Here is a 21,360-nt window from a genome sequence, read left to right as displayed (position 1 = left end):
TTACGGGTGACTTAGTTTAGAAAGGCTTCCGTGCAAACTTAAGTTACAAAACACGTTTAACACGCCCTTACACTTTGCAATGAACGTTTGTTCGGCCATTTTGCCGTTGAATGCAAAGCAGGAACCTCAGATGGACAAATACGACCGCATGCTGCTCGCCGCCCTGCTCGAAAACGGACGGGCCACCTACGCACAACTGGCTCGCCAGGTAAATCTTTCGGCGCCGGCGGTCGCGGAAAGGGTGGCCAAGCTTGAAGCCACAGGGGTCATCTCTGGCTACACGGCCAAGGTCAACCTGGCCAAGATCGGCCTGCCGATACAGTGCGTGATCGAATTGCGGCTGGCCAGCCATGGCAATCAACAGAGCTACGACGAGCTGGCCCGCATACCCGAGCTGACCGAGTGCCACCGGGTGACCGGCGACCCTTGCGTGATCATGCAGGCTGCCGTGGGTTCGATGCTTGAACTGGAAGCGTTGATCAACCGCGTTTCGCAGCTGGGTTTCAGCAAGACCTCGATCATTCTGTCCAGCGCGGTGGAACGGCGGGTGCCGCTGGATCACCTGCAGAGCAATGGCAAGAAAAGCTGAGTTCAATGGCGCAGCAACAGGCGCCCCTCGATAGGTACGTAGCGGCTGGCGGCGCGAATCAGCGACAACGCGGTCAGCCCTGGCACGCCATAGACCACCGCCTCGGTGCCATGGCGCTGGATCACGCGCTCGAGCAACAGGTCGAAATCGCCATCGCCTGAGGCCAGCACCACTTGGTCGACACGGCTGGCGGCATCGATCACATCCAGGGTGATACCCACGTCCCAGTCGCCCTTGGCCGAGCCATCGCTGCGCTGGATGAAGGGTTTGAGACGTACATCGAAACCGAGGTTGCGCAGGATCTGCTGAAATTGCTGTTGTTTGGTGTCGCCACGGTCGATGGCGTACGCCACAGCTTCGACGATCTCGCCCTCGCGACACACATCGGCCCATAGCGCGGTGTAATTGAAGTGGCAACCGTAGGCCTGGCGCACGGTGTAGTAGAGGTTCTGCACATCGGCGAACAGCGCGATCTTCTTCACGACTCACTCTCGGCAGGAAGGGGCGCAACGCACCCCTGAAATGCCGCCAGTATGCCAGACCGGTCAGACGAAGGTGTCGTCGTCGGAGAAGAACCCGCCGTCATCGCTGCCATAGTCGGTATCCGCATACCCCCCCTGATCAGCGCCCCAGCCACCGTTGTCGGCGACCTGCCGAGGCTCGGAAGCGTCGTTCCAACCACCGTTGTCGCTGGCCGGGGCCGGTTCTTCCTTGATCACCTCGACCACCTCATCCGGCTGCGAGTGATGGTTGAACAGGCTGCTGATACCCTGCGCCAGCAAGACGCCGCCCGCCACACCGGCCGCGGTCTGCATGGCACCGCCGAGGAAGCTGCTGGCACCACTGCGGGCCGGGGCTGCACCGAAACCTGGCTGCTGCACAGGGGGCTGGGAGAACCCAGGTGCGGACGGCTCGCGCCAGCCGCCTCCACCGGAAGCAGGCGCTGCTGGGCGTTGAGGTTGCTGAACCGGCTCTGGGTTGCGTGTGCCTGCGCCGAAGATGCTGGACAGGAAACCACCGCTGCTGCTGTTGCTGCTGCGGGTTGCCTCAAGCTGGGCACGGGCTTGCTTGAGTTCGGCTTCGAGCTGTTTGTTCTGCTCGTCCAGGCGCTTGATCGCAGCCTCCTGGACCAGAATGGCCTGGGCCATGTAGTAAGGCGCGGCCGGTTGCTGTCGCAGGTGGTCCTCGATGCGCGCCTGGGCCTGGGCATCGCGAGGCTGGCTCGGGTCCTCGGCTTGCTTGATGCGACCGAACAGGCCGTCGATCAGGGTTTGTTCTTCAGTGTTCATGGAGCTACCTCATGGGGGAGCAGGACATCGGATGTGTCAAAGATGGGGCGCGTAACCAGAGGATTCAATCATCGAGACGGTGAAACATTTTTTAGCAACTGGCCGCTCTGGGCTAAAGTAAGGCCCCTGCTTCTACAGCCATGCGATGTTGACTGATGAATCCGCTGAGCGTTCTGCGCGACTCCCTGTACTTCTTCCGCCGCCACTTGCAGAGCATCATTGCGCTGTGCCTGCCACTGGTGGTGCTCGAAGCCCTGCTGACTCAACTGCTGTACCGGCAAATGGGCGAGCAGGCCTCACCGGCCTACGGCATGCTGGTCAGTCTTCTGTTCTACCCGCTCTACAGCGCGGCGCTGATCCTCTACCTGGACACCCGCAGCAACGGCCAGGACATCCCCAAGCGCAACCTGTTCGCCCGCGCCGTGCAGCTGTGGCCGCAACTGGCGCTGCTGATCCTGATCAGCTCGCTGCTGATCATGGCGGGCCTGGCGCTGTTCATCTTCCCGGGCGTGTGGATCATGATCAACCTGGTGTTCGCCGAGTACCTGCTGGTTCTGCGCGGCCTGCCAGTGGTGCAAGCGATGCGCGAAAGCGCGCGGATGACCACCGGCCATTTCATGCGCATCATGATCTGCGTGGTGGGCGTGCTGGCGCCGATCTGGCTGATCGATGGCACGCTGCTGATGGCCATTGCAGAGCCTTCGCCGGCCGCCAAGCTGGCCATGGACAGCCTCAGCGGGTTCTTGCAACTGTTCAGCACCGTGGTGCTCTACCGCCTGTTCATGCTGCTCGAAGGCGAAGCTGGCGCGTGATACCTGACCGGCACCGCCCATTTCAGCAACGGTGCCGGCGCTGTCACGTGCCGCGTGGTTTGGCCCGCGCCGTGGCCTCGGCCACCAGCGGGTCATCCGGCCAGTAGTGCTTCGGGTAACGTCCTTTCAAGTCTTTCTTCACTTCGGCATAGGTCGTGCGCCAGAAGTTGGCCAGATCCTGAGTGACCTGCACCGGTCGGCGCGCGGGTGACAGCAAGTGCAGCTTCACCTGCAGGCGTCCTTGCGCAAGACGTGGCGTATCCGCCAAGCCAAAAAGCTCTTGCAGGCGCACGGCGAGAATCGGCGGGTACTCGCAGTAATCGAGCCTGATGTTCGAACCCGAAGGCACTGTCAGCGATTGCGGCGCCAGCTCATCCAGACGTTGCGGCAACGGCCAGGGCAGCAGGTTGCGCAGGATCGAGGACACATCCAGCGCGGCAAAATGGCTCAGCCGCGACACGTTGCCCAGGTACGGCTGCAGCCAGACATCGAGGCTCGCCAACAATGCCTCGTCGCTCAGATCAGGCCATTCGCTTTGGCCGTCCTGCGCGAGATCGAGCTGGCGCAACAACGCAATACGCGCCTGCCACTGGCGCAGTTCCGGCGTCCAGGTCAGCAGGTTGAGGCCTTTGCGTCGCACCAAACCGAGCAGGGCCTTGGTTCGCGCCTCTTCATCCAAACCAGGCAAGGGTTCGCGACTGAGTACCAGTTCGCCCACTTTACGCTGACGCTCGGCACGCAAAACGTTCTCCCGCTCGTCCCAGTCAAGGATATCGAGGACATCGACCTGCTCGGCCAGCACGCCGTCCAACAGCGCCGGGTCGAACTCGGCCGCCAGGTAGATGCGCTCTTCCCGCTGCCCCTGACGGCTGCCCAGGTCGGCGATCACCAGCCATGGACACTTCATCAGAGCATCGACCTCGGCGAACAGCGCTGCGCGGCCATTGGCCAGGCGATACTCGGCACCGCCCTCGCGGCGCTGCTGAGCGACCCGATCGGGATAGGCCAGCGCCAACAGCGCACCGAGCCAACGAGGATGATCAGGGTCGGTAACCGCCGCTGCGGCCTTGCCGCGCAACAGCCCCCGGTACTGACGGGCCAGCTGGCGCGCACGCTGCACGCCCCCTTGGCTGTCACGACCGGCCTTGGCCTCGCCGCTGACCAGCGCCAGTCGGCTGTGCAAGTCGGCGCCAGCTCCGCGCTGGATATCGCGCTCGCCCAGCAAGGCGGCGACATCGCAGGCCATGTCGGCCAACCCCAGGCTCTGCCCGCGCAACAGCAGGTGCGCAATGCGCGGGTGGGCAGGCAGCTCGGCCATGGCCTGGCCGTGCTCGCTGAGATGATCGCGGCTGCCCGGCTTGAACGCGCCCAGCCGTGCCAGCAGGTCCCGGGCCTGAGCGAACGCAGCAGTCGGCGGCTGGTCGAGCCAGCGCAGTTGCCCTGGTTCAACCCCCCATCGCGCCAGTTGCAGGGCCAGGCCTGCCAGGTCGGCCTGAAGAATTTCGGCACTGCCGTGGGCCGCCAGCTGGTCGTGCTGGGCTTCGGACCACAGTCGGTAACACACCCCCGGCTCCAGACGTCCAGCCCGCCCGGCACGTTGGGTGGCACTGGCCCGCGAGATGCGCTGCGTGTCCAGGCGCGTCATGCCACTGCCTGGGTCGAAACGCGGGACGCGTGCCAGGCCGGCGTCGATGACCACGCGCACACCGTCGATGGTCAGACTGGTTTCAGCGATATTGGTGGCCAGCACCACCTTGCGCTGGCCTTTGGGCGCAGGGTCGATGGCCGCACGCTGGGCGTTGAGGTCGAGTTCGCCGTGCAATGGGCACAGCAGGATCTCGGGACGTTCGCCGAGGGCATCGCGAAGGCTCTGGTTAACACGTCGAATCTCGGCCTGACCGGGCAGGAACACCAACAGGCTGCCGGTCTGGTCCGCCAAGGCCTGGAGCACACTGTCCACAACCCGTGGCTCGATGAATTCACCGGGTTGGAACGGGCGCCCCCAATGGATATCCACAGGGTGCATGCGACCCTCGCTGCTGACCACCGGCGCATCGTCCAGCAGCCGCGACAAGCGTTCGCCTTCCAAGGTCGCGGACATCAGCAGGATCTTCAGCGGCGGCTCGTCGCGCAGCAGTTCGCGGCCGTTGAGGCTCAGCGCCAGGGCCAGGTCGGCGTCCAGGCTGCGTTCGTGGAACTCGTCGAAAATCAGCAAGCCCACCCCGTCCAGCGCCGGGTCAGCCTGCAGGCGCCGCGTGAGGATACCTTCGGTGACCACTTCGATGCGGGTATGGGGGCCCACCTTGCTGTCCAGCCGGATGCGGTAGCCCACGGTTTCCCCGACCTTCTCGCCCAGCTCGCTGGCCAGGCGCTCGGCCGCCGCACGGGCGGCCAGGCGACGGGGTTCGAGCATGAGGATGGTCTGGCCGGCCAGCCAAGGTTCGTCCAGCAACGCCAAGGGTACCCGGGTGGTCTTGCCCGCACCGGGAGGCGCTTCGAGCACCGCTTCGTCACGGTTTTCCAGCGCCCGGCGCAGGGCGGGCAAGACAGCATCGATTGGTAATGAAATCATGGTGGTCCTCGAACAATCGTCCGAGTATAACGGCGAACCGAGCCTGCTCTATCATGGTCTTAGCATCAGGTGCTGGCGTAACGCCTAGCCTTGCAGTACACCTTTTTCGGAGATTCACATGCGTATCCCTTCCCGCGTCATTGGCAGCGTACTCATCGCCACCCTGCTGACCCAGCTGACGGCCTGTGGCACGCTGTTCTACCCTGACCGTCGCGGCCAGATCGAAGGCAAGATCGACCCTGTGGTCGCCGCGCTCGATGCCATCGGTATCCTGTTCTATGTCATTCCTGGCCTGATCGCCTTCGGCGTGGACTTCGCCACCGGTGCCATCTATTACCCCGGCGGCACCACGGCCCAGGTCGCGCCGGAGAAACTGCGCCAAGCCGTCACGCCCGACGGCAAGGTCGACAACCTCAAGCTGCAGGCCATTCTCGAAAGCGAGCTGGGCCAGCGCTTGCCGCTGAACGACCCGCGCTTGATCCAGCACCGTGGCAGCGTCGAGCAACTGGCCGCTTACGGCCTGGTCCCGGCCGCCTGAACCACACAAGGACATCGCCTCCGGCATGATCACCCCGGCTGAACACCAACGCCTGCTGCGCCTGGCTACCCGCGCCTCATTGGCCGTGGCCAGCATCCTGGTCCTGAGCAAGGCGGTCGCCTGGTGGCTCAGCGGCTCGGTGAGCCTGCTGGCGGGCTTGACCGACTCGGCGCTGGACGCCGTCGCCTCGTTCCTCAACCTGCTGGCCGTGCACTACGCCTTGCGCCCGGCCGATGACGACCACCGTTTCGGCCATGGCAAGGCCGAAGCCCTGGCCGGCATGGCCCAGGCATTGTTCATCGGTGGCAGCGCGGTGCTGATCGCGGTGCAAGCGGTCGAGCGCCTGCAGACACCGCAGCCTCTGGGCGACACCAGCATCGGCATCGCCGTGATGTTGCTGTCGCTGGTACTGACCGTGGCGTTGCTGGCCTTGCAGCACAAGGTCATCCGCCTGACCGGCTCCACGGCCGTACGCGCCGATTCGCTGCACTACCGCTCTGACCTGCTGCTCAATGGCAGCATCCTGCTGGCCCTGGTGCTGGCCCGCTTCGGCTGGCCACAAGTGGATGCGCTGTTCGGCCTCGGCATCGCGGTATACATCCTTTGGAGCGCGCTGCAGATTGCCCGGGAGAGCACGGCGATCCTCATGGACCAGGAGCTGCCTGCGGATGTCGCCGAAGGCATGGCCGAACAAGTGCTGGCGGTGCCTGGGGTAAAAGGCGTGCATGACCTGCGCACGCGTATGTCAGGCAACCAATGGTTCGTGCAACTGCATCTGGAGCTGCCCGGGGAACTGCCGCTGCACGAGGCACATGCATTGTGCGTGGCAGCATCTGCGGCGATCCGCCAGCGGTATCCGAAGGCGGATGTGATGGTGCATGCGGACCCTGTCTGAGCCCCCTATCGCCAACGGGTGCGGCAGCCGGCTGGCCGGCGATAGGGTCTATCCAGGCGACACACAGCCTCAGTTGATGCTGTATCCCCGCCCACTCAGACAAGCGCCCAGCGCACGTCGGTAGGTGTCCGCCACGTTGGCGGCGGGCGCATAGCTGGCGTTCGCGGGGTCGAACCCCGACTGGCTTACGGCCCAGCGGTGGCACTGGTAGCGATCCTGATCCTGCTGCTCCTGCCCCTGGCCATACATCGGGTAGGCCACCACGTCATAACCGTTGGCGGCGGGCACTACCGGTGCAGGCCTGGCCACAGGCGGGTTGACCACTGCATATTCGCGGCTGTCGGCCAGGTACTGGTAATAGGTATCGGCCACCAGGAAGAACAACGCCCCGCCCAGCCATACTTCGCGGGCGTAAGGCGGCAGGTAATCGACCCGCACACCATACGGCGGGGTCACCACGATATAGCGGCCCCCATGAGGGCGATACCAGTAACCGCCAGAGTAGAAGTAATCCTGCCCACGGTAGGGCACCTTCCAGTAACGGTCGGGGAAGCGGTCTACCGTATGCCCAGGGCGGTACTGCGGCCCAGGCCCCCAGCCATTGCCATGCCCGTCCGGACGCCCATGCCAGTCGCCCCCAGGCCGCTGACCTGGGCCACCCGCCTCCCACGAACGCACCTCGCCATTGCGACGCGGGATGTCCTGGTAGTAACCCTGTCGCGCTGGTTGAGTTTGACGCACTTCGTCGCGCGAGTTGAGCGCACGGCCTGGGGCGCCACCATTGGCGCCTTGCTGGGGGGTGTCGCCCTGACCGCCATAGCCCTCGCCCGGCCCTTGGGCCAAAGCGCCCAAGCTGATGCCCAGCCCCAACACACCAACACCTGCCAACTGCCAGATGCGCGACTTCATGTTGTTCCTCTCGGTGAATGCACTGCACTGGCCGCCAGTCTACCGCGCCCATGGCAAGGGCAGATGAAAAACGCAGGCATGAAAAAAGGGAGGCCGCTGGGCCTCCCTTTGGGAATTGTCGTCCGTGCTCGGTGCTTGTGGCACCGGCTCACCTCACATCGTCTTCTGGACGGTGTGTAGCCCGGGGGCCTGGCGGATCCTGTTGGATGGCTGGCCGCGACCGCCCGCCTAGGGCGCGTCGCCGTGGACTCATGTCCGGGCAGTGATTCTGTGAGTAACGATACGGGAGACGGTGCAGCAGATGATTGCGAAGATTGCTCGGATAAATAGCACTTGCGCAATTTTTCACCCTGGATTGATAATTCATCGCAATCTGAACAGAAAAGGCCTTTCCCATGAGCAAGCTTGACCGCTACGACCTGAGCATCCTCGCCGAATTGCAGCGTGACGCACGCATCTCCAACCAGGAGCTGGCAGAACGTATCGGTCTTTCGCCCTCCCCATGCTCGCGTCGGGTCAAGCAACTGGAAGACGACGGCTATATCTCGCGCCAGGTCGCCCTGCTCGACCGCAAGAAACTCGGCCTGAGCCTGACTGCCTATGTATTGATCGGCATGGACCGTCACACCCCGGAGCGTTTCGAAACCTTCGAAGCCGCCATCCGCAACCTGCCCCAGGTGCTGGAATGCAGCCTGGTCACGGGAATGGACGCTGACTATCAACTGAAGGTCGTGGTGCCCGACATGGACCATTACCAGAAGTTGCTCCTAGGCAGCCTGACCCGTATCGAAGGCGTCACCAGCGTGCGTTCGAGCTTCGTGCTCAACCAGGTGCTGGCCAGCACCGAAATGCCGCTGACCCACCTGCGCTGATCGCAACAGGAGAAAACAGATGGATCCGGCTGTATTTGAAGAGTGGATGATGATCGTCCTGGTGACCGTGCTGATCGGTTTCATGGGCTTCATCGTCTGGGACCTGGCCAAGAAATCCAAGGCGGGGCGTTTTGGTACGCTGATTCTGTTCTTCGTGTTGGGCCTGGGTGTACTGGCCTTCATCATCAAGAGCGTGGTGGTGGGGTTTCTGGAGGGGGTTTAGCGGTTTGGCGGAGCTCAGCGCCGGCAAGCCAGCTCCTGCAGGGGCGGTGTTGCCCCTGCCGACGGCGCTGGGTTAGCGCACGAGCTTTGGCGCCACCTCGCGCCAGCAGCCCTGGTCCAGGCCATCCAGGGTCCAGTCACCAATACGTACCCGCACCAGACGCAAGGTAGGCAGCCCTACCGCTGCCGTCATCCGCCGCACCTGGCGGTTGCGCCCCTCGCGAATCACCAGCTCCAGCCAACTGGTCGGCACGCTCTTGCGAAACCGCACCGGCGGATTGCGCGGCCACAGATCAGGCTCATCCAGGCGCCGCGCTTGTGCTGGCAAGGTGGGCCCGTCGTTGAGTTCCACGCCGTCGCGCAGCCGCTGCAATTGCTCGTCGCTCGGCTCGCCTTCGACCTGCACCCAATAGGTTTTGGCCAACTTGTGCTTCGGATCGGCGATGCGCGCTTGCAGTCCACCGTCGTTGGTCAGCAGCAGCAGGCCTTCGCTGTCACGATCCAGCCGCCCGGCTGGATAGACGCCCGGGATGTCGATGTAGTCCTTGAGGGTGGCACGCCCTTCGCCGTCACTGAACTGGGTCAGCACGTCGAACGGCTTGTTGAACAGGATCAGGCGGGGCTCGGCCGGCGGCGCCTTGGGTTGGCGACGTGGACCGGCAGGCCGCGCCGAGGGACGGCGCGGCTTGGAACGGGGTGGCAGGGGCATGGATCCTCAGCGGAACGGCGGCTCATCGAAGCTGCGCAGTTTACGCGAGTGCAACGAATTGAGCTCGGTACGCAACAGATCGAGGGCAGCGATGCCGATTTTGAGGTGCTGACTGACGGCGCGGTTGTAGAAGGCATTGGCCGAGCCAGGCAATTTGATCTCGCTGTGCAGCGGCTTATCCGAAACACACAGCAAGGTGCCGTACGGCACACGCAGGCGGTAGCCCTGGGCGGCGATGGTGCCGCTTTCCATGTCCACCGCCACGGCGCGGGACAGGTTGATCAGCGGACGCTCCTGGGCCCAACGCAGCTCCCAGTTGCGGTCGTCGTAGGTCAGCACGGTGCCGGTGCGCAGGCGCTTCTTCAAGGCCTCGCCACGCTCGCCGGTCACCTGCGCCGCGGCTTCCTGCAGTGCCAGTTGCACTTCCGCCAGGGCCGGAATCGGAATGTTCGGCGGCACGACCCGGTCGAGGATACCGTCGCGGCGCATGTAGGCGTGGGCCAGCACGTAATCGCCGATGGTCTGCGACTGTCGCAGGCCGCCACAGTGGCCGATCATCAGCCAGCAGTGCGGGCGCAGCACCGCCAGGTGGTCGGTGATGTTCTTGGCGTTGGACGGGCCGACACCGATGTTGACCAGGGTGATGCCATCACCATCGCCAGCGATGAGGTGGTAGGCCGGCATCTGGTAACGGTGCCAGACGACGCTGGCGACCAGCGCTTGGGCCTCACCGTGGTCCATGCCCTTCTCGATCACTACATTGCCTGGCAACACCATGCGTACGAAGCGTGGGTCCTCGCGCAATTGCTCCAGGCCGTGGCTGATGAACTGGTCGACATAGCGGTGGTAGTTGGTCAGCAGGATCCACGGCTGCATGTGGCGCCAGTCACTGCCGGTGTAGTGCACCAGGCGGCGCAGCGAGAAGTCGACGCGGGCGGCGTCGAACAGCGCCAGCGGCAGGGTTTCGGCGCTGCCCCAGTCGCACAGGCCGTCAGCGATGTTGTCGGTGGCGGCTGACAGGTCGGTGCTGGGGAATACCCGCGCGAGTTCTGCGGCGGTGATGCCGCTGCCGGCGAGTTCGTCGCCTTGGTCGACCACGTAGGGGTATGGGATGTTCTGTTCGCTGACACCGACTTCCACCGTTACGGTGTAGTCGCTCATCAGCGGGCGCAGCTGTTCCAGGAGGTAGCTTCTGAACGCGGCGGGTTGGGTGACGGTAACGCTGTAGGTGCCGGCTACCTGGACTTTGGCGTAGGCCCGGGTCGTGGCGGCGACTTCGCCATGGCTGTAGTAGGTCAGGCGCAGGGCCGGGTAGCGGAACAAGGCCCGCTCGTCGTCATTGGGCTGGGTACGGTCCTTCAGGTAAAGCTTCAGGGCCTGGCTGAGGGCCCCGGTGGCCTGTTCATGCAAGGCCGCCAGACGATCGACGGCCTGTTCGGGGGTATCAACGACTACAAAAGCTTGGCTCACACTGGGCTTCCTGTCTGGACATGCATGGGAGTCATCTTGCCTACCTTCGCGGGTAATTACATCCCCATTGATCAGGAGTATCTCGCTCTGGCTTGGCTGTCGCTCTGGCTGTCGCTGTGGCTTGTGCTCTGGCTGTGCTGTGGCTTGTGCTCTGGCTGTTGCTCTGGCTTTTCGTGCGCGATAGTCCAGACACCACGAATTGCGACGTCAGGAGGCCGAACGCAGGCCTTGCGCAGGGAGGTGACGGGCATGGATGCCCGTCAAGCGCTGCGGCCCAGGATGGGCCGTTCAGCGCGGTCCTCCCGGAGCAAGGCCGGAGTGAGGGAACCCCGGAGCGCAGCGTAGGGGCCGGATGATAGGAGCCAGACTTTTTTGGTTACTTTTTGGGGCGTCTGCCAAAAAGTGACCCGCTGTAAGAGCGGAAAGGTGATTGAGCGTCGCCTTGGCAAATGGATATGCTCATAAATCTAAATACCAAACTTCAAACTTCAAACTTCAAACTTCAAACTTCAAACTTCAAACCTCAAACCTCAAAGCGAATACTTGGTACTGGCATTCAAATAGCGTGAATATCCATTTGCCATGGAGGCGCCTATTCACCTTTCCGCCCTTCCGGCGGGTTACTTTGGTCGTGGCCAAAGTAACCAAAACCGTTGGCTCCTATCATCCGGCCCCTACGCTGCGCTTCGGGGTCCCCTCGCTACGGTCTTGCTCCCGGGAGGACCGCGCTGAACGGCCCATCCTGGGCCGCAGCGCTTGACGGGCATCCATGCCCGTCACCTCCCTCCGCAAGCCCTACGCTCGGCCTCCTGACGTCGCAATTCGTGGCGTCTGGACTATCGCGCATTAGAAGCAAAAGCAGAGCAAAAGCAAGAGCAAGAGCAAGAGCAAGAGCAAGAACTCAAAATGAGGCGCTTCTCAATTTGACCAAACAGGCGTAGCTCTCGCCACGAGCGCTCCTACATCAATACCCCTGGGCAACGCCCCATACACCCGGCCACCCGTGCACAACCGGCTGCCAATGAATGCATCACTCACCGCTGTATTACCTGCCTCCAGCAACAATTTGGCCTGCAGCGCCAGCGCAATATCTTCGGTCAACTGCCGGGCGCGGTATTGAATGTCTCCGGTGTCGGCAAAAGCCCCCTTGAGATTGCCAATATGCGCTGCAAGCCGCGGGTCACCATGGCCATCGCCCAACTCGGCGAACAAAGCGTCCAACACTCCCGGCTCCTTGGACAACGCCCGCAGCACATCCAGACACTGCACGTTCCCAGAACCCTCCCAAGTCGAGTTGACCGGCGCCTCTCGGTACAGCCGGGGCAAGATGCTCTCCTCGACATAACCCGCGCCCCCAAGGCACTCCGCCGCTTCGTTGATCATCCCCGGCGCCCGCTTGCAGATCCAATACTTGCCCACCGCCGTCACCAACCGCGCGAAGTGCGCTTGCTGAGGATCGTCCAACTGATCGAGCGCCTGCCCCATGCGCAAGCTCAAGGCCAGCGCCGCCTCGCTTTCCAGGGCCAGGTCAGCCAGCACGTTCTGCATCAACGGCTGCTCGCTCAATACCCGGCCACCCACCTTGCGATACGCGCAATGATGGGCCGCCTGGGTCAACGCCTGCCGCATCAAGGCACTGGAACCCACCATGCAGTCGAAACGGGTCATGGCCACCATCTCGATGATGGTCGGCACGCCCCGCCCCTCCTCACCGATCATCCACGCCAAGGCACCACGAAACTCCACTTCGCTCGAAGCATTCGAGCTGTTGCCCAACTTGTTCTTCAGCCGCTGGATATAGAACTGGTTACGACTGTCGTCAGGCCGATGCCGGGGCAACAGGAAACAGCTCAGGCCCTTTTCCGTCTGGGCCAGCGTCAGGAAGGCATCGCACATGGGCGCGGAACAGAACCATTTGTGCCCGACCAACTCGTACGCCTGGCCGGGCCCGGAAGCGCCAACCGGGTAGGCCCGGGTGGTGTTGGCACGCACGTCGGTGCCGCCCTGTTTTTCCGTCATGGCCATGCCAAGGGTAACCCCGGCCTTGTGCCGGTCACCGACGTTTCGGGGGTCGTACTCCCGCGCCAGGATCTTCGGTAACCAGTACTCGGCCAGCTCCGGCTGCACGCGCAAAGCCGGCACCGCGGCGAAGGTCATGGTCAGCGGGCAGCCCGTGCCGGCTTCGGCCTGGCTGTGCAGGTAGGTCATGCACGCTCTGGCCACGTGGGCGCCCGGGCGTGGTTCGGCCCAGGGCAGTGAAGGCAACCCGTGCTCGACAGCCGTGCGCATCAGCTCGTGATACGCGGGGTGGAATTCCACCAGGTCGATCCGATGGCCATAACGGTCGTGACTGCTGAACTCCGGCTTGTGCGCATTGGCCAGAAAGCCAGCCGCCATCAGCGGTCCGCCGGCCAGGGCGCCATAGGCGTCGATCCGCGACTCCGCCCAGCCCGCGCCGCAACGCTGCGACCACTCCTGTAGCGGCTGGTCCAGACGGTACAGGTTGGCGCCATCCAGGGAGGGCGGCTGGTTCGTCACTTCGTGGGTTTCAGCGTACTGGTGCAGGTTCATCGTCGAGCTCCTGGATCCGGGCAAGCCTGAAACCCCAGTGAAGCACTCCCTGCCAGGCAGTCATAGTGACAAATATGACTAAACAGACGGCGACGGAATGACCTAGAACCGCGTTGCCCCGGAGGCCGTCCGCCCGGGAGGCATCTGCACCTGCTCGATGGCCACCTCCAGCGTCAGTTCGAATCGGCTACCCAACCCCCGCGTCGACTCATGGGACAACGTGGCCCCGAGCAACTCGCCCAACTGTCGGCAGATCGACAAGCCGATACCCAGGCCGCCATAACGTCGGGTCATCGAGCCATCCACCTGGAAGAAGCGTTGGTAGAGAATCGCCTGGTCCAGGTCATCGAAGCCGATGCCACTGTCGCTGACCGTGAAGGTCAGCGACAGGCTGTCCGGGCCAAGACGCCGGCCTCGGGCTTGAATCATGACACCCCCCTGATGGGTGAACTTGAGGCCGTTATCCACCAGGCAACCCAGGCAGCGGGCCAGCTTCTGCGCGTCCCCAACCAGCGCGTCAGGCAATTCTGCAGGAATGTCCAGGCTCAGGTACAAACCCTTGCCCAGCGCACGCCCGGCGTAGCCCGCCCGCAGGTCCTGGACCAGACGCCGCAGGCTGAACGGCGTGCCTTGCACACGCAGGCGGCCGGCCTGGAGTTCGGTCAGGGTGAGAATGTCGTCGACCATGTCCATCATGTCCTGCGACGAGCCCACCGCCGTCCGGTGGTACTGAGCCATCTCCGCGTCCATGGGTAGCGTGTGCATCAACTCAAGCGAACCGATCACACCATTCATCGGCGTGCGCAGTTCGTGGGTCACAGTGGCCAGGAACTCGTCCTTCAGGCGGTTACTGCGTGCCAGTTGCTGGTTCAATTGCTCCAACGTCCGCCCCGTGTCGCGTAACGTGCTGGCCTGCTGCTCGCGCAGGCTGTTGATCCGGTCGGCCAGGGCCAAGGACAGCAGCGCCACCTCGAGCGCCGAGCCGAGCTGGCTGGCGTACATGGTGAGGAACACATTCGGCAGATAGCCCAGCACCATCAGGGTGTTGGCCAGGCCGCCGAGCAGGAACGCCGACCAGGCGATGATGAACCAGCGCGCCACCCGCAGGCCATGCCACCAGGCATAAAGCCCCGCCGCGAAAATGCTCACGGTGAACGCCAGCGCCAGCAAGGTGGCCATGCGCAAGGCGACGCCATAGGGCATGCTCACTGCCAGCACCATGACCAGCGCACCGCCCAGCATCAACAGTTGCAACAGCCGGTCGAAACCACGGGCAATACTGCTCAACTGCAGGAAATGCCGGGCGAACTGGCACCCGAACAAGCCGGCAGCGCCAATGAACATCGGCGTCGCCGCATTCGCCCACCAGGGGCTGTCGGGCCAGAAGTAGGCTACGCCCGCGCCATTGACCGATACCTGATACAAGCCGAACGACGCAATATAGGCAATGTAATAGAGGTAGCTGACGTCGCGAACGCTCAGGTAGATGAACAGGTTGTACACCAGCATCACCAGCAAAACGCCGTAGATGATCCCTAGCACGTACAAACGCGCAGGTTGCTCTTCGATGTAGGCTTCGGCCGACCACAGCGCCAAGGGGGCCTGGACCGAGCCCTGGCTGTGCAGGCGCAGATAGGCCGTGACCGCCTGGCCCGGGCGCAAGGGCAGTTCGAAGAGGTAGTTGTTCTGCCGTATCTGCCGGCTGTGGTAAGGCAGCGCGTCGCCGGTACGCTGGGCCAGGCGGTAGGCTCCGCTGGCGTCAGGCAGATACAGTTCGAGATGGTCCAATGGCGGGTAGGCCAGTTCAAGAAGCCACTGACGCGGCGCCGCACCCGGGGCAGCGGCGTAACGCAGGTCGAACTTGAGCCAGAACACCGACGTCGAGTAACCAGCATTGAGCACGTCCTGACCATGCTGGCGGAAACGGCTGGCGAACGCAGGTGCGCTGACCTGAGCGATACTGGCGCTGCCGTCGCGGTCCTCGTAGACCTGCATGACCCTGCCAAGCGGGAGATGCCGGGTCGCGTCGGTTATTTCGACCGCACCGGCCAGCACGGGCAGCCAGCCCAGAAGCACAATCAGCAAATAGCGCATACAGCCCCAGCATGGCCTGTCCGGTCGCGTCGTGGTTGCCCCCCATCCCTTTGAGACGACGTACCCCGGCAGTACCCGTTAGTCGAATTATCCGAGCACTCTAGCATAGCCTTCAACGAAGGCATTGGGCCACTTCATATTTTAAAGAAACCGCTCTAGATCAATGGCTTGCAGACATCCGAAACCAATAATTTGACCGATTGATCAACAAATAGCGCTTGTAGGACGATCCGCGCAAATGGGATTGGTGGTAAGCTCGCCGACCATGAATACCTACAGCTCCCGCCCCGTTGTCCTCTGTCTCTCCGGCCACGACCCCAGTGGCGGTGCCGGCCTGCAGGCAGATATCGAAGCCCTGATCGCCCAAGGCTGTCACGCCGCGCCCGCGGTAACAGCCCTGACCGTCCAGGATACCGTCAACGTTACCGATTTCCGCGTGCTCGACCGCGAATGGGTACTGGCACAGGCCAACGCCGTGCTGGCCGACTCCGATGTCGCTGCGGTCAAGCTTGGCATGCTCGGGTCGATCGAAATGGTCGACACCGTTGCCGAACTGCTCAGCGCCCACCCTCACCTCCCGCTGGTCTGCGACCCCGTGCTGCGCGCGGGTGGCGGCGGCCGCCTGGGCAAGGACGAGGTCGGCTATGCCCTGCGCGAACGCCTGCTGCCGCGTGCCACCATCGCCACGCCAAACCTACCCGAAGCACGCATTCTGGCCGAACTGCCCGACGGCAGCGCCGACGAGTGTGCCGAAAAACTGTTGCCGTTCTGTAAACACCTGCTGATCACCGGTGGCCACGGTGACGAAGACGAAATCCATAACCGCCTGTACAGCCGCGACGGCCAGAGCCACACCTGGACCTGCCAACGTCTGCCCGGCAGCTACCATGGTTCGGGCTGCACGCTGGCCAGTGCCCTAGCCGGTCGCCTGGCACTTGGCGAGCAGCTCCAGAGCGCCGTACGCAGTGCCCTGGACTACACCTGGCGAACCCTGCGCGATGCCGAACAACTGGGCAAAGGCCAGTTCGTCCCGCGCCGTCTGCCCTTGGACTTCTGTTCCTGATACGAGGCTTTCCGATGAAGCTACGCGGTCTGTACGCGATCACCGACAGCCAGCTGCTCGCCGGCCGTTTCCTGTCCCACGTCGAGGCAGCCCTTGAAGGCGGCGTGTGCCTGCTGCAATACCGTGACAAAAGCGACGATGCCGCCCGCCGCCTGCGCGAAGCAGAGGCGCTGAAGCAGCTCTGCGAGCGCTACGGCACCCAGCTGATCATCAACGACGATGCCGAACTGGCCGCGCGCCTGGGCGTCGGCGTGCACCTGGGCCAAACCGATGGCCCACTGACACCCGCCCGCGCCCTGCTGGGCCGCCATGCCATCATCGGCTCGACCTGCCACGCCCAGCTCGACCTGGCCAGACAAGCGGCCAACGAAGGCGCCAGCTATGTGGCCTTCGGGCGCTTCTTCAACTCGGTGACCAAGCCCGGTGCGCCGGCCGCCAGCGTAGAGCTGCTGGAACAGGCCCGTGCCCAGGTCAAGCTGCCGATCGCCGTGATCGGCGGAATCACCCTCGACAACGCCGCCCCGCTGGTCGCCCATGGTGCAGACCTGCTGGCGGTGATCCATGGCTTGTTCGGTGCCGACAGCGCGCAGGAAGTTACCCGCCGCGCCCGCGCCTTCAACGCCCTGTTCGCTTCCTGATTTCGAGAGATAACTCCATGTCCCGTTCCGAATCCCTGTTCGCCCAAGCCCAGAAGCACATCCCCGGCGGCGTCAACTCGCCGGTCCGTGCCTTCAAGAGCGTCGGCGGCACGCCACTGTTCTTCAAGCACGCCGAAGGCGCCTACGTGGTTGACGAGGACGACAAGCGCTACGTCGACTATGTCGGCTCCTGGGGCCCGATGATCCTCGGCCACGGCCACCCGGACGTACTCGAATCGGTACGCAAGCAGCTCGAACACGGCCTGTCCTATGGCGCACCGACCGCCATGGAAACCGAAATGGCCGACCTGGTCTGCTCGATCGTGCCGTCCATGGAAATGGTGCGCATGGTCAGCTCGGGCACCGAAGCGACCATGAGCGCCATTCGTCTGGCCCGTGGTTACACTGGCCGCGACGCCATCATCAAGTTCGAGGGCTGCTACCATGGCCACTCCGACAGCCTGCTGGTCAAGGCCGGCTCTGGTTTGCTGACTCAGGGCGTGCCTAGCTCCGCCGGCGTCCCGGCGGACTTCGCCAAGCACACCCTGACCCTGCCGTTCAACGATATCGCTGCGGTGGAGAAGACCCTTTCCGAAGTCGGTCAGACCGTCGCCTGCATCATCGTCGAGCCGGTGGCCGGCAACATGAACTGCGTACCACCGGCTCCAGGCTTCCTCGAAGGCCTGCGTGAGCAGTGCGACAAGCACGGCGTGGTGTTGATCTTCGACGAAGTGATGACCGGTTTCCGCGTCTCCCTCGGTGGCGCACAGGGCCATTACGGCATCAAGCCGGACCTGTCGACCTTCGGCAAGATCGTCGGTGGCGGCATGCCCGTCGGCTGCTTCGGTGGCAAACGCGAAATCATGGGCTGCATCGCCCCGCTGGGCCCTGTCTACCAGGCGGGCACGCTGTCGGGTAACCCACTGGCCATGGCGGCCGGCCTGACCACCCTGAAACTGATCAGCCGCCCGGGCTTCCACGATGAACTGAGCGCCTTCACCAGCCGCATGCTCGATGGCCTGCAGCAGCGCGCCGATGCTGCCAGCATTCCGTTCGTCACGACCCAGGCGGGGGCCATGTTCGGCCTGTACTTCAGTGGCGCCGACGACATCGTCACCTTCGACGACGTGATGGCCAGCGACGCCGAGCGCTTCAAGCGCTTCTTCCACCTGATGCTCGAAGGTGGCGTATACCTGGCCCCAAGCGCGTTCGAGGCCGGCTTCACCTCGATCGCCCACGGCGAGAAAGAGCTGCAGATCACCCTGGATGCGGCCGAGCGCGCTTTCGCCAAGCTCAAGTAAGCTCCCTGATCGCCGGCCGCCGGCTCCTGCAGGTACTTCACAGGCCTGGTAACCTGTGCAATACCTGTGGGGGCGGGTAATAAAAGAGCCTGCAACACGCACTGACTTCCCCAACCAAACAGAAATTCGCGTAAAACTTTGTAAGGTTGGCGCTGCTTATCCCATAATGTGCCACCAGAGACATTGGCCGTAGCTTTGCAGAGGTAAGTCGATCCCCATGAACCGCACCGGCCGCGCCCTGACCATGGGCTGCCTGTTGCTTCTTCAGCCCCTGCTGGCCCTGGCGGAGGGCGGTAACTCGTTGCTGATTCCAGCGACGGGCCGCTGCACTTTGAACGTTCAGCCAGAAGACCTGCACAATGCCTTGAAGGCCTGTGAGCAGACGGCGGCGACCGGGGACGCCCAAGCGCAGTTCGAACTGGGCGAGTATTACTACACGCAAACGCCAAAGGACCTGAAAAAGGCCCTGGACTGGTTCGAGAAAGCTTCGCTGCAAGGTCACGCCGAAGCCCAATACCGCCTGGGCGCCATGTTCTTCCATGGCGAAGGGGTCAAGGCCAATAACGTGCAGGCCTACATCCTGCTGAAGATGGCCGCGGTCAACGGTGCCGAGGATGCACTGGACATGGCCGATGAAGTGACCGAGCAGATGCCCCGTGACGAGCTGGAGCATGCCACCCAGGTGCTCGGCCAGATCTTCCGCAAGTACCTGCTTGAACTACAGAACGCCGAAGGGCGCACGCCGTTCTCGCCACTTCCCTGAAACGCCTTACTTCTCCGGCATCGGCATCGGGAATGGCATTACATTGCCACCCCCCTTGGCTTCGCTGATCTTGGCCGTTCCCAGACGCTCCACTTCGTCGATACGCACGATCGAGTGCATCGGCACGAAGCTGCGGATCACCCCTTCGAACTGGTTCTTGAGCTTCTCCTCGCTCGGGTCGACCACCACTTGGGTGCGCTCGCCGAAGACAAACTCCTCGATTTCGAGAAAGCCCCACAGATCGCTCTGGTAGATCTGCTTGGCATACATTTCGAAGACCTGGCCCTGATTCAGGAAAATGACTTTATAGATGGCGGGTTCGCGTTTGCTCATGTTTGCGGAGATAACACATGCGTAAGAAAAGGCGGGCATCATAGCAGAGAGGCAGATCGATCTGTGCCGCCGGTTCCAGCCAGCACGAGTCCCGCACTTCCGGCCGGAGCCGGCTCGCCGGCGACAAGGCCGGAACGGGCAGTACATAGCTTGTGCCAACCCTTGATCGTTTCAGTGCTTTCGCCACTGCCATCGAAGGGTTATTCTTGAGATCACATTCATTGCCGTCGAGCGGCTAAAAAACGACCTTGAACGCACCCATAGAACCCCATCGTTTCATCCTCGAACCTTTCGAGGCCCACCGTTTCGCCAACCTGTGCGGCCAGTTCGACGAGCACCTGCGCCTGATCGAACAACGCCTGGCCATCGAAATCCGCAACCGCGGCAACCAATTCGAGCTGATCGGCGAACCCAAGACGACCTCCGCTGCCGAGCAACTGCTGCGACGTCTCTATCGCGAGGCCAAATCCTCCGACCTGTCGCCGGAAACCGTCCACCTGTACCTGCAGGAGTCCACGGTCGAGAACATCGACAACCCGGCGGTCAATGAGGTGAGCGTTTCGTTGCGTACACGCAAGGGCAACATTCGCCCGCGCGGGGTCAACCAGCAGCGCTACGTCAAGGAAATCCTGGCCAACGACATCAACTTCGGCATCGGCCCGGCCGGTACCGGCAAGACCTACCTGGCCGTGGCCTGCGCCGTGGACGCCCTGGAACGCGAGCAAGTGCGTCGCATCCTGCTGGTGCGTCCGGCCGTCGAGGCCGGCGAGAAGCTCGGTTTTCTGCCAGGCGACCTTGCGCAGAAGATCGACCCGTACCTGCGCCCGCTCTACGACGCGCTCTACGAGATGCTGGGCTTCGAGCATGTGGCCAAGCTCATCGAGCGCCAGGTGATCGAGATCGCCCCCCTCGCCTACATGCGTGGCCGCACACTGAACAACAGCTTCATCATCCTCGACGAGAGCCAGAACACCACGCTCGAACAGATGAAGATGTTCCTCACCCGAATCGGCTTCGGCTCGACGGCGGTGATCACCGGTGACATCACCCAGGTCGACCTGCCACGCGGCACCAAGTCGGGCCTGGCCCACGTCATCGAGGTGCTCAAGGACGTTCCGGGCATCAGCTTTACCCACTTCCAACCCAAAGACGTGGTTCGTCACCCACTGGTGCAGCGCATCGTCGAAGCTTACGACCGTTTCGACGCCCGTCAGGCAAAACCCGAGGTTCCCGGCAAAGATGCTTGAACTCGACCTGCAACGGGCCACGGACGCTGCCGCCCCGGATGACGCCGCCTTCCGCCGCTGGTGCGAACTGGCCTTGCGCCAGCGCAGCGCCGACTCGGAAATGACCATTCGCCTGGTCGACGAAACCGAAGGCCGCGAACTCAACCACACCTACCGGCACAAGGACTACGCAACCAATGTGTTGTCGTTCCCAGCCGACGTGCCGGACGACCTGCTGGATATCCCGCTACTGGGCGACCTGGTCATTTGCGTGCCAGTGGTCGAGCGCGAGGCCGCCGAACAGGGCAAGTCCCTGGAGGCTCACTGGGCGCACCTGGTCATCCACGGCTGCCTGCACCTGCTCGGCTATGACCACATCGAAGACGATGAGGCCGAGGAAATGGAAGCGCTGGAACGGGAATTGCTGGCAGAACTGGGTCACCCCGACCCATATGCCGACGATGAAAACGAATCAATCACACACTGATACTGCA

Annotated in this window: 21 protein-coding genes; 12 read left to right on the top strand and 9 right to left on the bottom strand. The window is 63.2% G+C overall.

Going from position 1 to position 21,360, the window contains the following annotated elements; all coding sequences use genetic code 11:
* Positions 1-130: 130 nt before the first annotated feature.
* Positions 131-589 carry an Lrp/AsnC family transcriptional regulator gene (locus IF103_RS03110; RefSeq protein WP_027908001.1) on the top strand — a complete coding sequence of 153 codons (459 nt, stop codon included), beginning with the start codon at positions 131-133 and terminating at the stop codon, positions 587-589.
* A 2-nt stretch (positions 590-591) separates the two neighbouring features.
* Here the strand turns inward: IF103_RS03110 and IF103_RS03105 are convergent, their stop codons facing one another.
* Together IF103_RS03105 and IF103_RS03100 are read right to left on the bottom strand one after the other, a co-directional pair.
* Positions 592-1,071, bottom strand: coding sequence for a LabA-like NYN domain-containing protein (locus tag IF103_RS03105; RefSeq protein WP_023378574.1), 480 nt, complete (start codon positions 1,069-1,071; stop codon positions 592-594).
* A 63-nt stretch (positions 1,072-1,134) separates the two neighbouring features.
* Complete coding sequence (locus tag IF103_RS03100) at positions 1,135-1,878, bottom strand: DUF2076 domain-containing protein (RefSeq protein ID WP_027908000.1); 744 nt, start codon at positions 1,876-1,878, stop codon at positions 1,135-1,137.
* Positions 1,879-2,033: 155 nt separating this feature from the next.
* Between IF103_RS03100 and IF103_RS03095 the strand changes: the two genes are divergently transcribed.
* Complete coding sequence (locus tag IF103_RS03095; RefSeq protein ID WP_023378572.1) at positions 2,034-2,690, top strand: YciC family protein; 657 nt, start codon at positions 2,034-2,036, stop codon at positions 2,688-2,690.
* Between the two features lie 43 nt (positions 2,691-2,733).
* Here the strand turns inward: IF103_RS03095 and hrpB are convergent, their stop codons facing one another.
* On the bottom strand, positions 2,734-5,262 hold the full coding sequence (hrpB, locus tag IF103_RS03090) for an ATP-dependent helicase HrpB (RefSeq protein WP_202675853.1): 2,529 nt from the start codon (positions 5,260-5,262) through the stop codon (positions 2,734-2,736).
* A gap of 118 nt (positions 5,263-5,380) precedes the next feature.
* On the opposite strand from hrpB, the gene pmcY reads away from it, so the two are divergent.
* A complete protein-coding gene (gene pmcY, locus IF103_RS03085; protein ID WP_023378570.1) occupies positions 5,381-5,800 on the top strand; it encodes a periplasmic Zn2+ metallochaperone PmcY in 420 nt (139 codons plus the stop codon).
* Between the two features lie 25 nt (positions 5,801-5,825).
* The gene (locus IF103_RS03080) at positions 5,826-6,695 is read left to right on the top strand and encodes a cation diffusion facilitator family transporter (RefSeq protein ID WP_023378569.1); all 870 of its coding nucleotides are present in this window, start codon (positions 5,826-5,828) and stop codon (positions 6,693-6,695) included.
* 69 nt (positions 6,696-6,764) lie between these two features.
* Here IF103_RS03080 and IF103_RS03075 read toward each other — a convergent pair whose 3' ends face one another.
* Complete coding sequence (locus tag IF103_RS03075) at positions 6,765-7,604, bottom strand: DUF6515 family protein (protein WP_186598271.1); 840 nt, start codon at positions 7,602-7,604, stop codon at positions 6,765-6,767.
* Positions 7,605-7,999: 395 nt separating this feature from the next.
* Between IF103_RS03075 and IF103_RS03070 the strand changes: the two genes are divergently transcribed.
* Positions 8,000-8,476: an Lrp/AsnC family transcriptional regulator gene (locus IF103_RS03070; protein ID WP_016712159.1), complete on the top strand. Its 477-nt coding sequence runs from the start codon at positions 8,000-8,002 to the stop codon at positions 8,474-8,476.
* A gap of 19 nt (positions 8,477-8,495) precedes the next feature.
* Complete coding sequence (locus tag IF103_RS03065; RefSeq protein WP_023378567.1) at positions 8,496-8,699, top strand: DUF2788 domain-containing protein; 204 nt, start codon at positions 8,496-8,498, stop codon at positions 8,697-8,699.
* 72 nt (positions 8,700-8,771) lie between these two features.
* On the opposite strand, the gene IF103_RS03060 is transcribed toward IF103_RS03065, so the two are convergent.
* The 4 genes from IF103_RS03060 to IF103_RS03045 all read right to left on the bottom strand — a co-directional run bounded on the left by IF103_RS03060 (position 8,772) and on the right by IF103_RS03045 (position 15,542).
* Positions 8,772-9,407, bottom strand: coding sequence for a pseudouridine synthase (locus tag IF103_RS03060; protein WP_027907996.1), 636 nt, complete (start codon positions 9,405-9,407; stop codon positions 8,772-8,774).
* Positions 9,408-9,413: 6 nt separating this feature from the next.
* Positions 9,414-10,877: an AMP nucleosidase gene (gene amn / locus IF103_RS03055; protein ID WP_023378565.1), complete on the bottom strand. Its 1,464-nt coding sequence runs from the start codon at positions 10,875-10,877 to the stop codon at positions 9,414-9,416.
* Positions 10,878-11,795: 918 nt separating this feature from the next.
* Positions 11,796-13,448, bottom strand: coding sequence for an acyl-CoA dehydrogenase family protein (locus IF103_RS03050; protein WP_023378564.1), 1,653 nt, complete (start codon positions 13,446-13,448; stop codon positions 11,796-11,798).
* A gap of 102 nt (positions 13,449-13,550) precedes the next feature.
* Positions 13,551-15,542 carry a sensor histidine kinase gene (locus IF103_RS03045; protein WP_202675852.1) on the bottom strand — a complete coding sequence of 664 codons (1,992 nt, stop codon included), beginning with the start codon at positions 15,540-15,542 and terminating at the stop codon, positions 13,551-13,553.
* A 265-nt stretch (positions 15,543-15,807) separates the two neighbouring features.
* On the opposite strand from IF103_RS03045, the gene IF103_RS03040 reads away from it, so the two are divergent.
* The 4 genes from IF103_RS03040 (at position 15,808) to IF103_RS03025 (ending at position 19,307) form a co-directional block, all read left to right on the top strand.
* Positions 15,808-16,605: a hydroxymethylpyrimidine/phosphomethylpyrimidine kinase gene (locus tag IF103_RS03040; RefSeq protein ID WP_023378562.1), complete on the top strand. Its 798-nt coding sequence runs from the start codon at positions 15,808-15,810 to the stop codon at positions 16,603-16,605.
* Between the two features lie 14 nt (positions 16,606-16,619).
* Positions 16,620-17,243, top strand: coding sequence for a thiamine phosphate synthase (gene thiE / locus IF103_RS03035; protein ID WP_023378561.1), 624 nt, complete (start codon positions 16,620-16,622; stop codon positions 17,241-17,243).
* 17 nt (positions 17,244-17,260) lie between these two features.
* Positions 17,261-18,544, top strand: coding sequence for a glutamate-1-semialdehyde 2,1-aminomutase (gene hemL, locus IF103_RS03030; RefSeq protein WP_023378560.1), 1,284 nt, complete (start codon positions 17,261-17,263; stop codon positions 18,542-18,544).
* 217 nt (positions 18,545-18,761) lie between these two features.
* A complete protein-coding gene (locus IF103_RS03025) occupies positions 18,762-19,307 on the top strand; it encodes a tetratricopeptide repeat protein (protein WP_023378559.1) in 546 nt (181 codons plus the stop codon).
* A gap of 6 nt (positions 19,308-19,313) precedes the next feature.
* On the opposite strand, the gene IF103_RS03020 is transcribed toward IF103_RS03025, so the two are convergent.
* On the bottom strand, positions 19,314-19,640 hold the full coding sequence (locus IF103_RS03020) for a DUF1820 family protein (RefSeq protein WP_016393488.1): 327 nt from the start codon (positions 19,638-19,640) through the stop codon (positions 19,314-19,316).
* A gap of 248 nt (positions 19,641-19,888) precedes the next feature.
* Between IF103_RS03020 and IF103_RS03015 the strand changes: the two genes are divergently transcribed.
* Both IF103_RS03015 and ybeY read left to right on the top strand, forming a co-directional pair.
* Positions 19,889-20,887 carry a PhoH family protein gene (locus IF103_RS03015; RefSeq protein WP_023378558.1) on the top strand — a complete coding sequence of 333 codons (999 nt, stop codon included), beginning with the start codon at positions 19,889-19,891 and terminating at the stop codon, positions 20,885-20,887.
* On the top strand, positions 20,880-21,353 hold the full coding sequence (ybeY, locus tag IF103_RS03010; RefSeq protein WP_023378557.1) for an rRNA maturation RNase YbeY: 474 nt from the start codon (positions 20,880-20,882) through the stop codon (positions 21,351-21,353). The genes IF103_RS03015 and ybeY overlap by 8 nt, the downstream gene beginning before the upstream one ends.
* Positions 21,354-21,360 lie beyond the last annotated feature (7 nt).

The sequence above is a fragment of the Pseudomonas sp. SK2 genome (assembly GCF_016772395.1).
GTDB lineage: Bacteria > Pseudomonadota > Gammaproteobacteria > Pseudomonadales > Pseudomonadaceae > Aquipseudomonas > Aquipseudomonas taiwanensis.
Note: the sequence above shows the minus strand (reverse complement) of the source record. Positions and strands in the feature narration are given on the sequence as shown.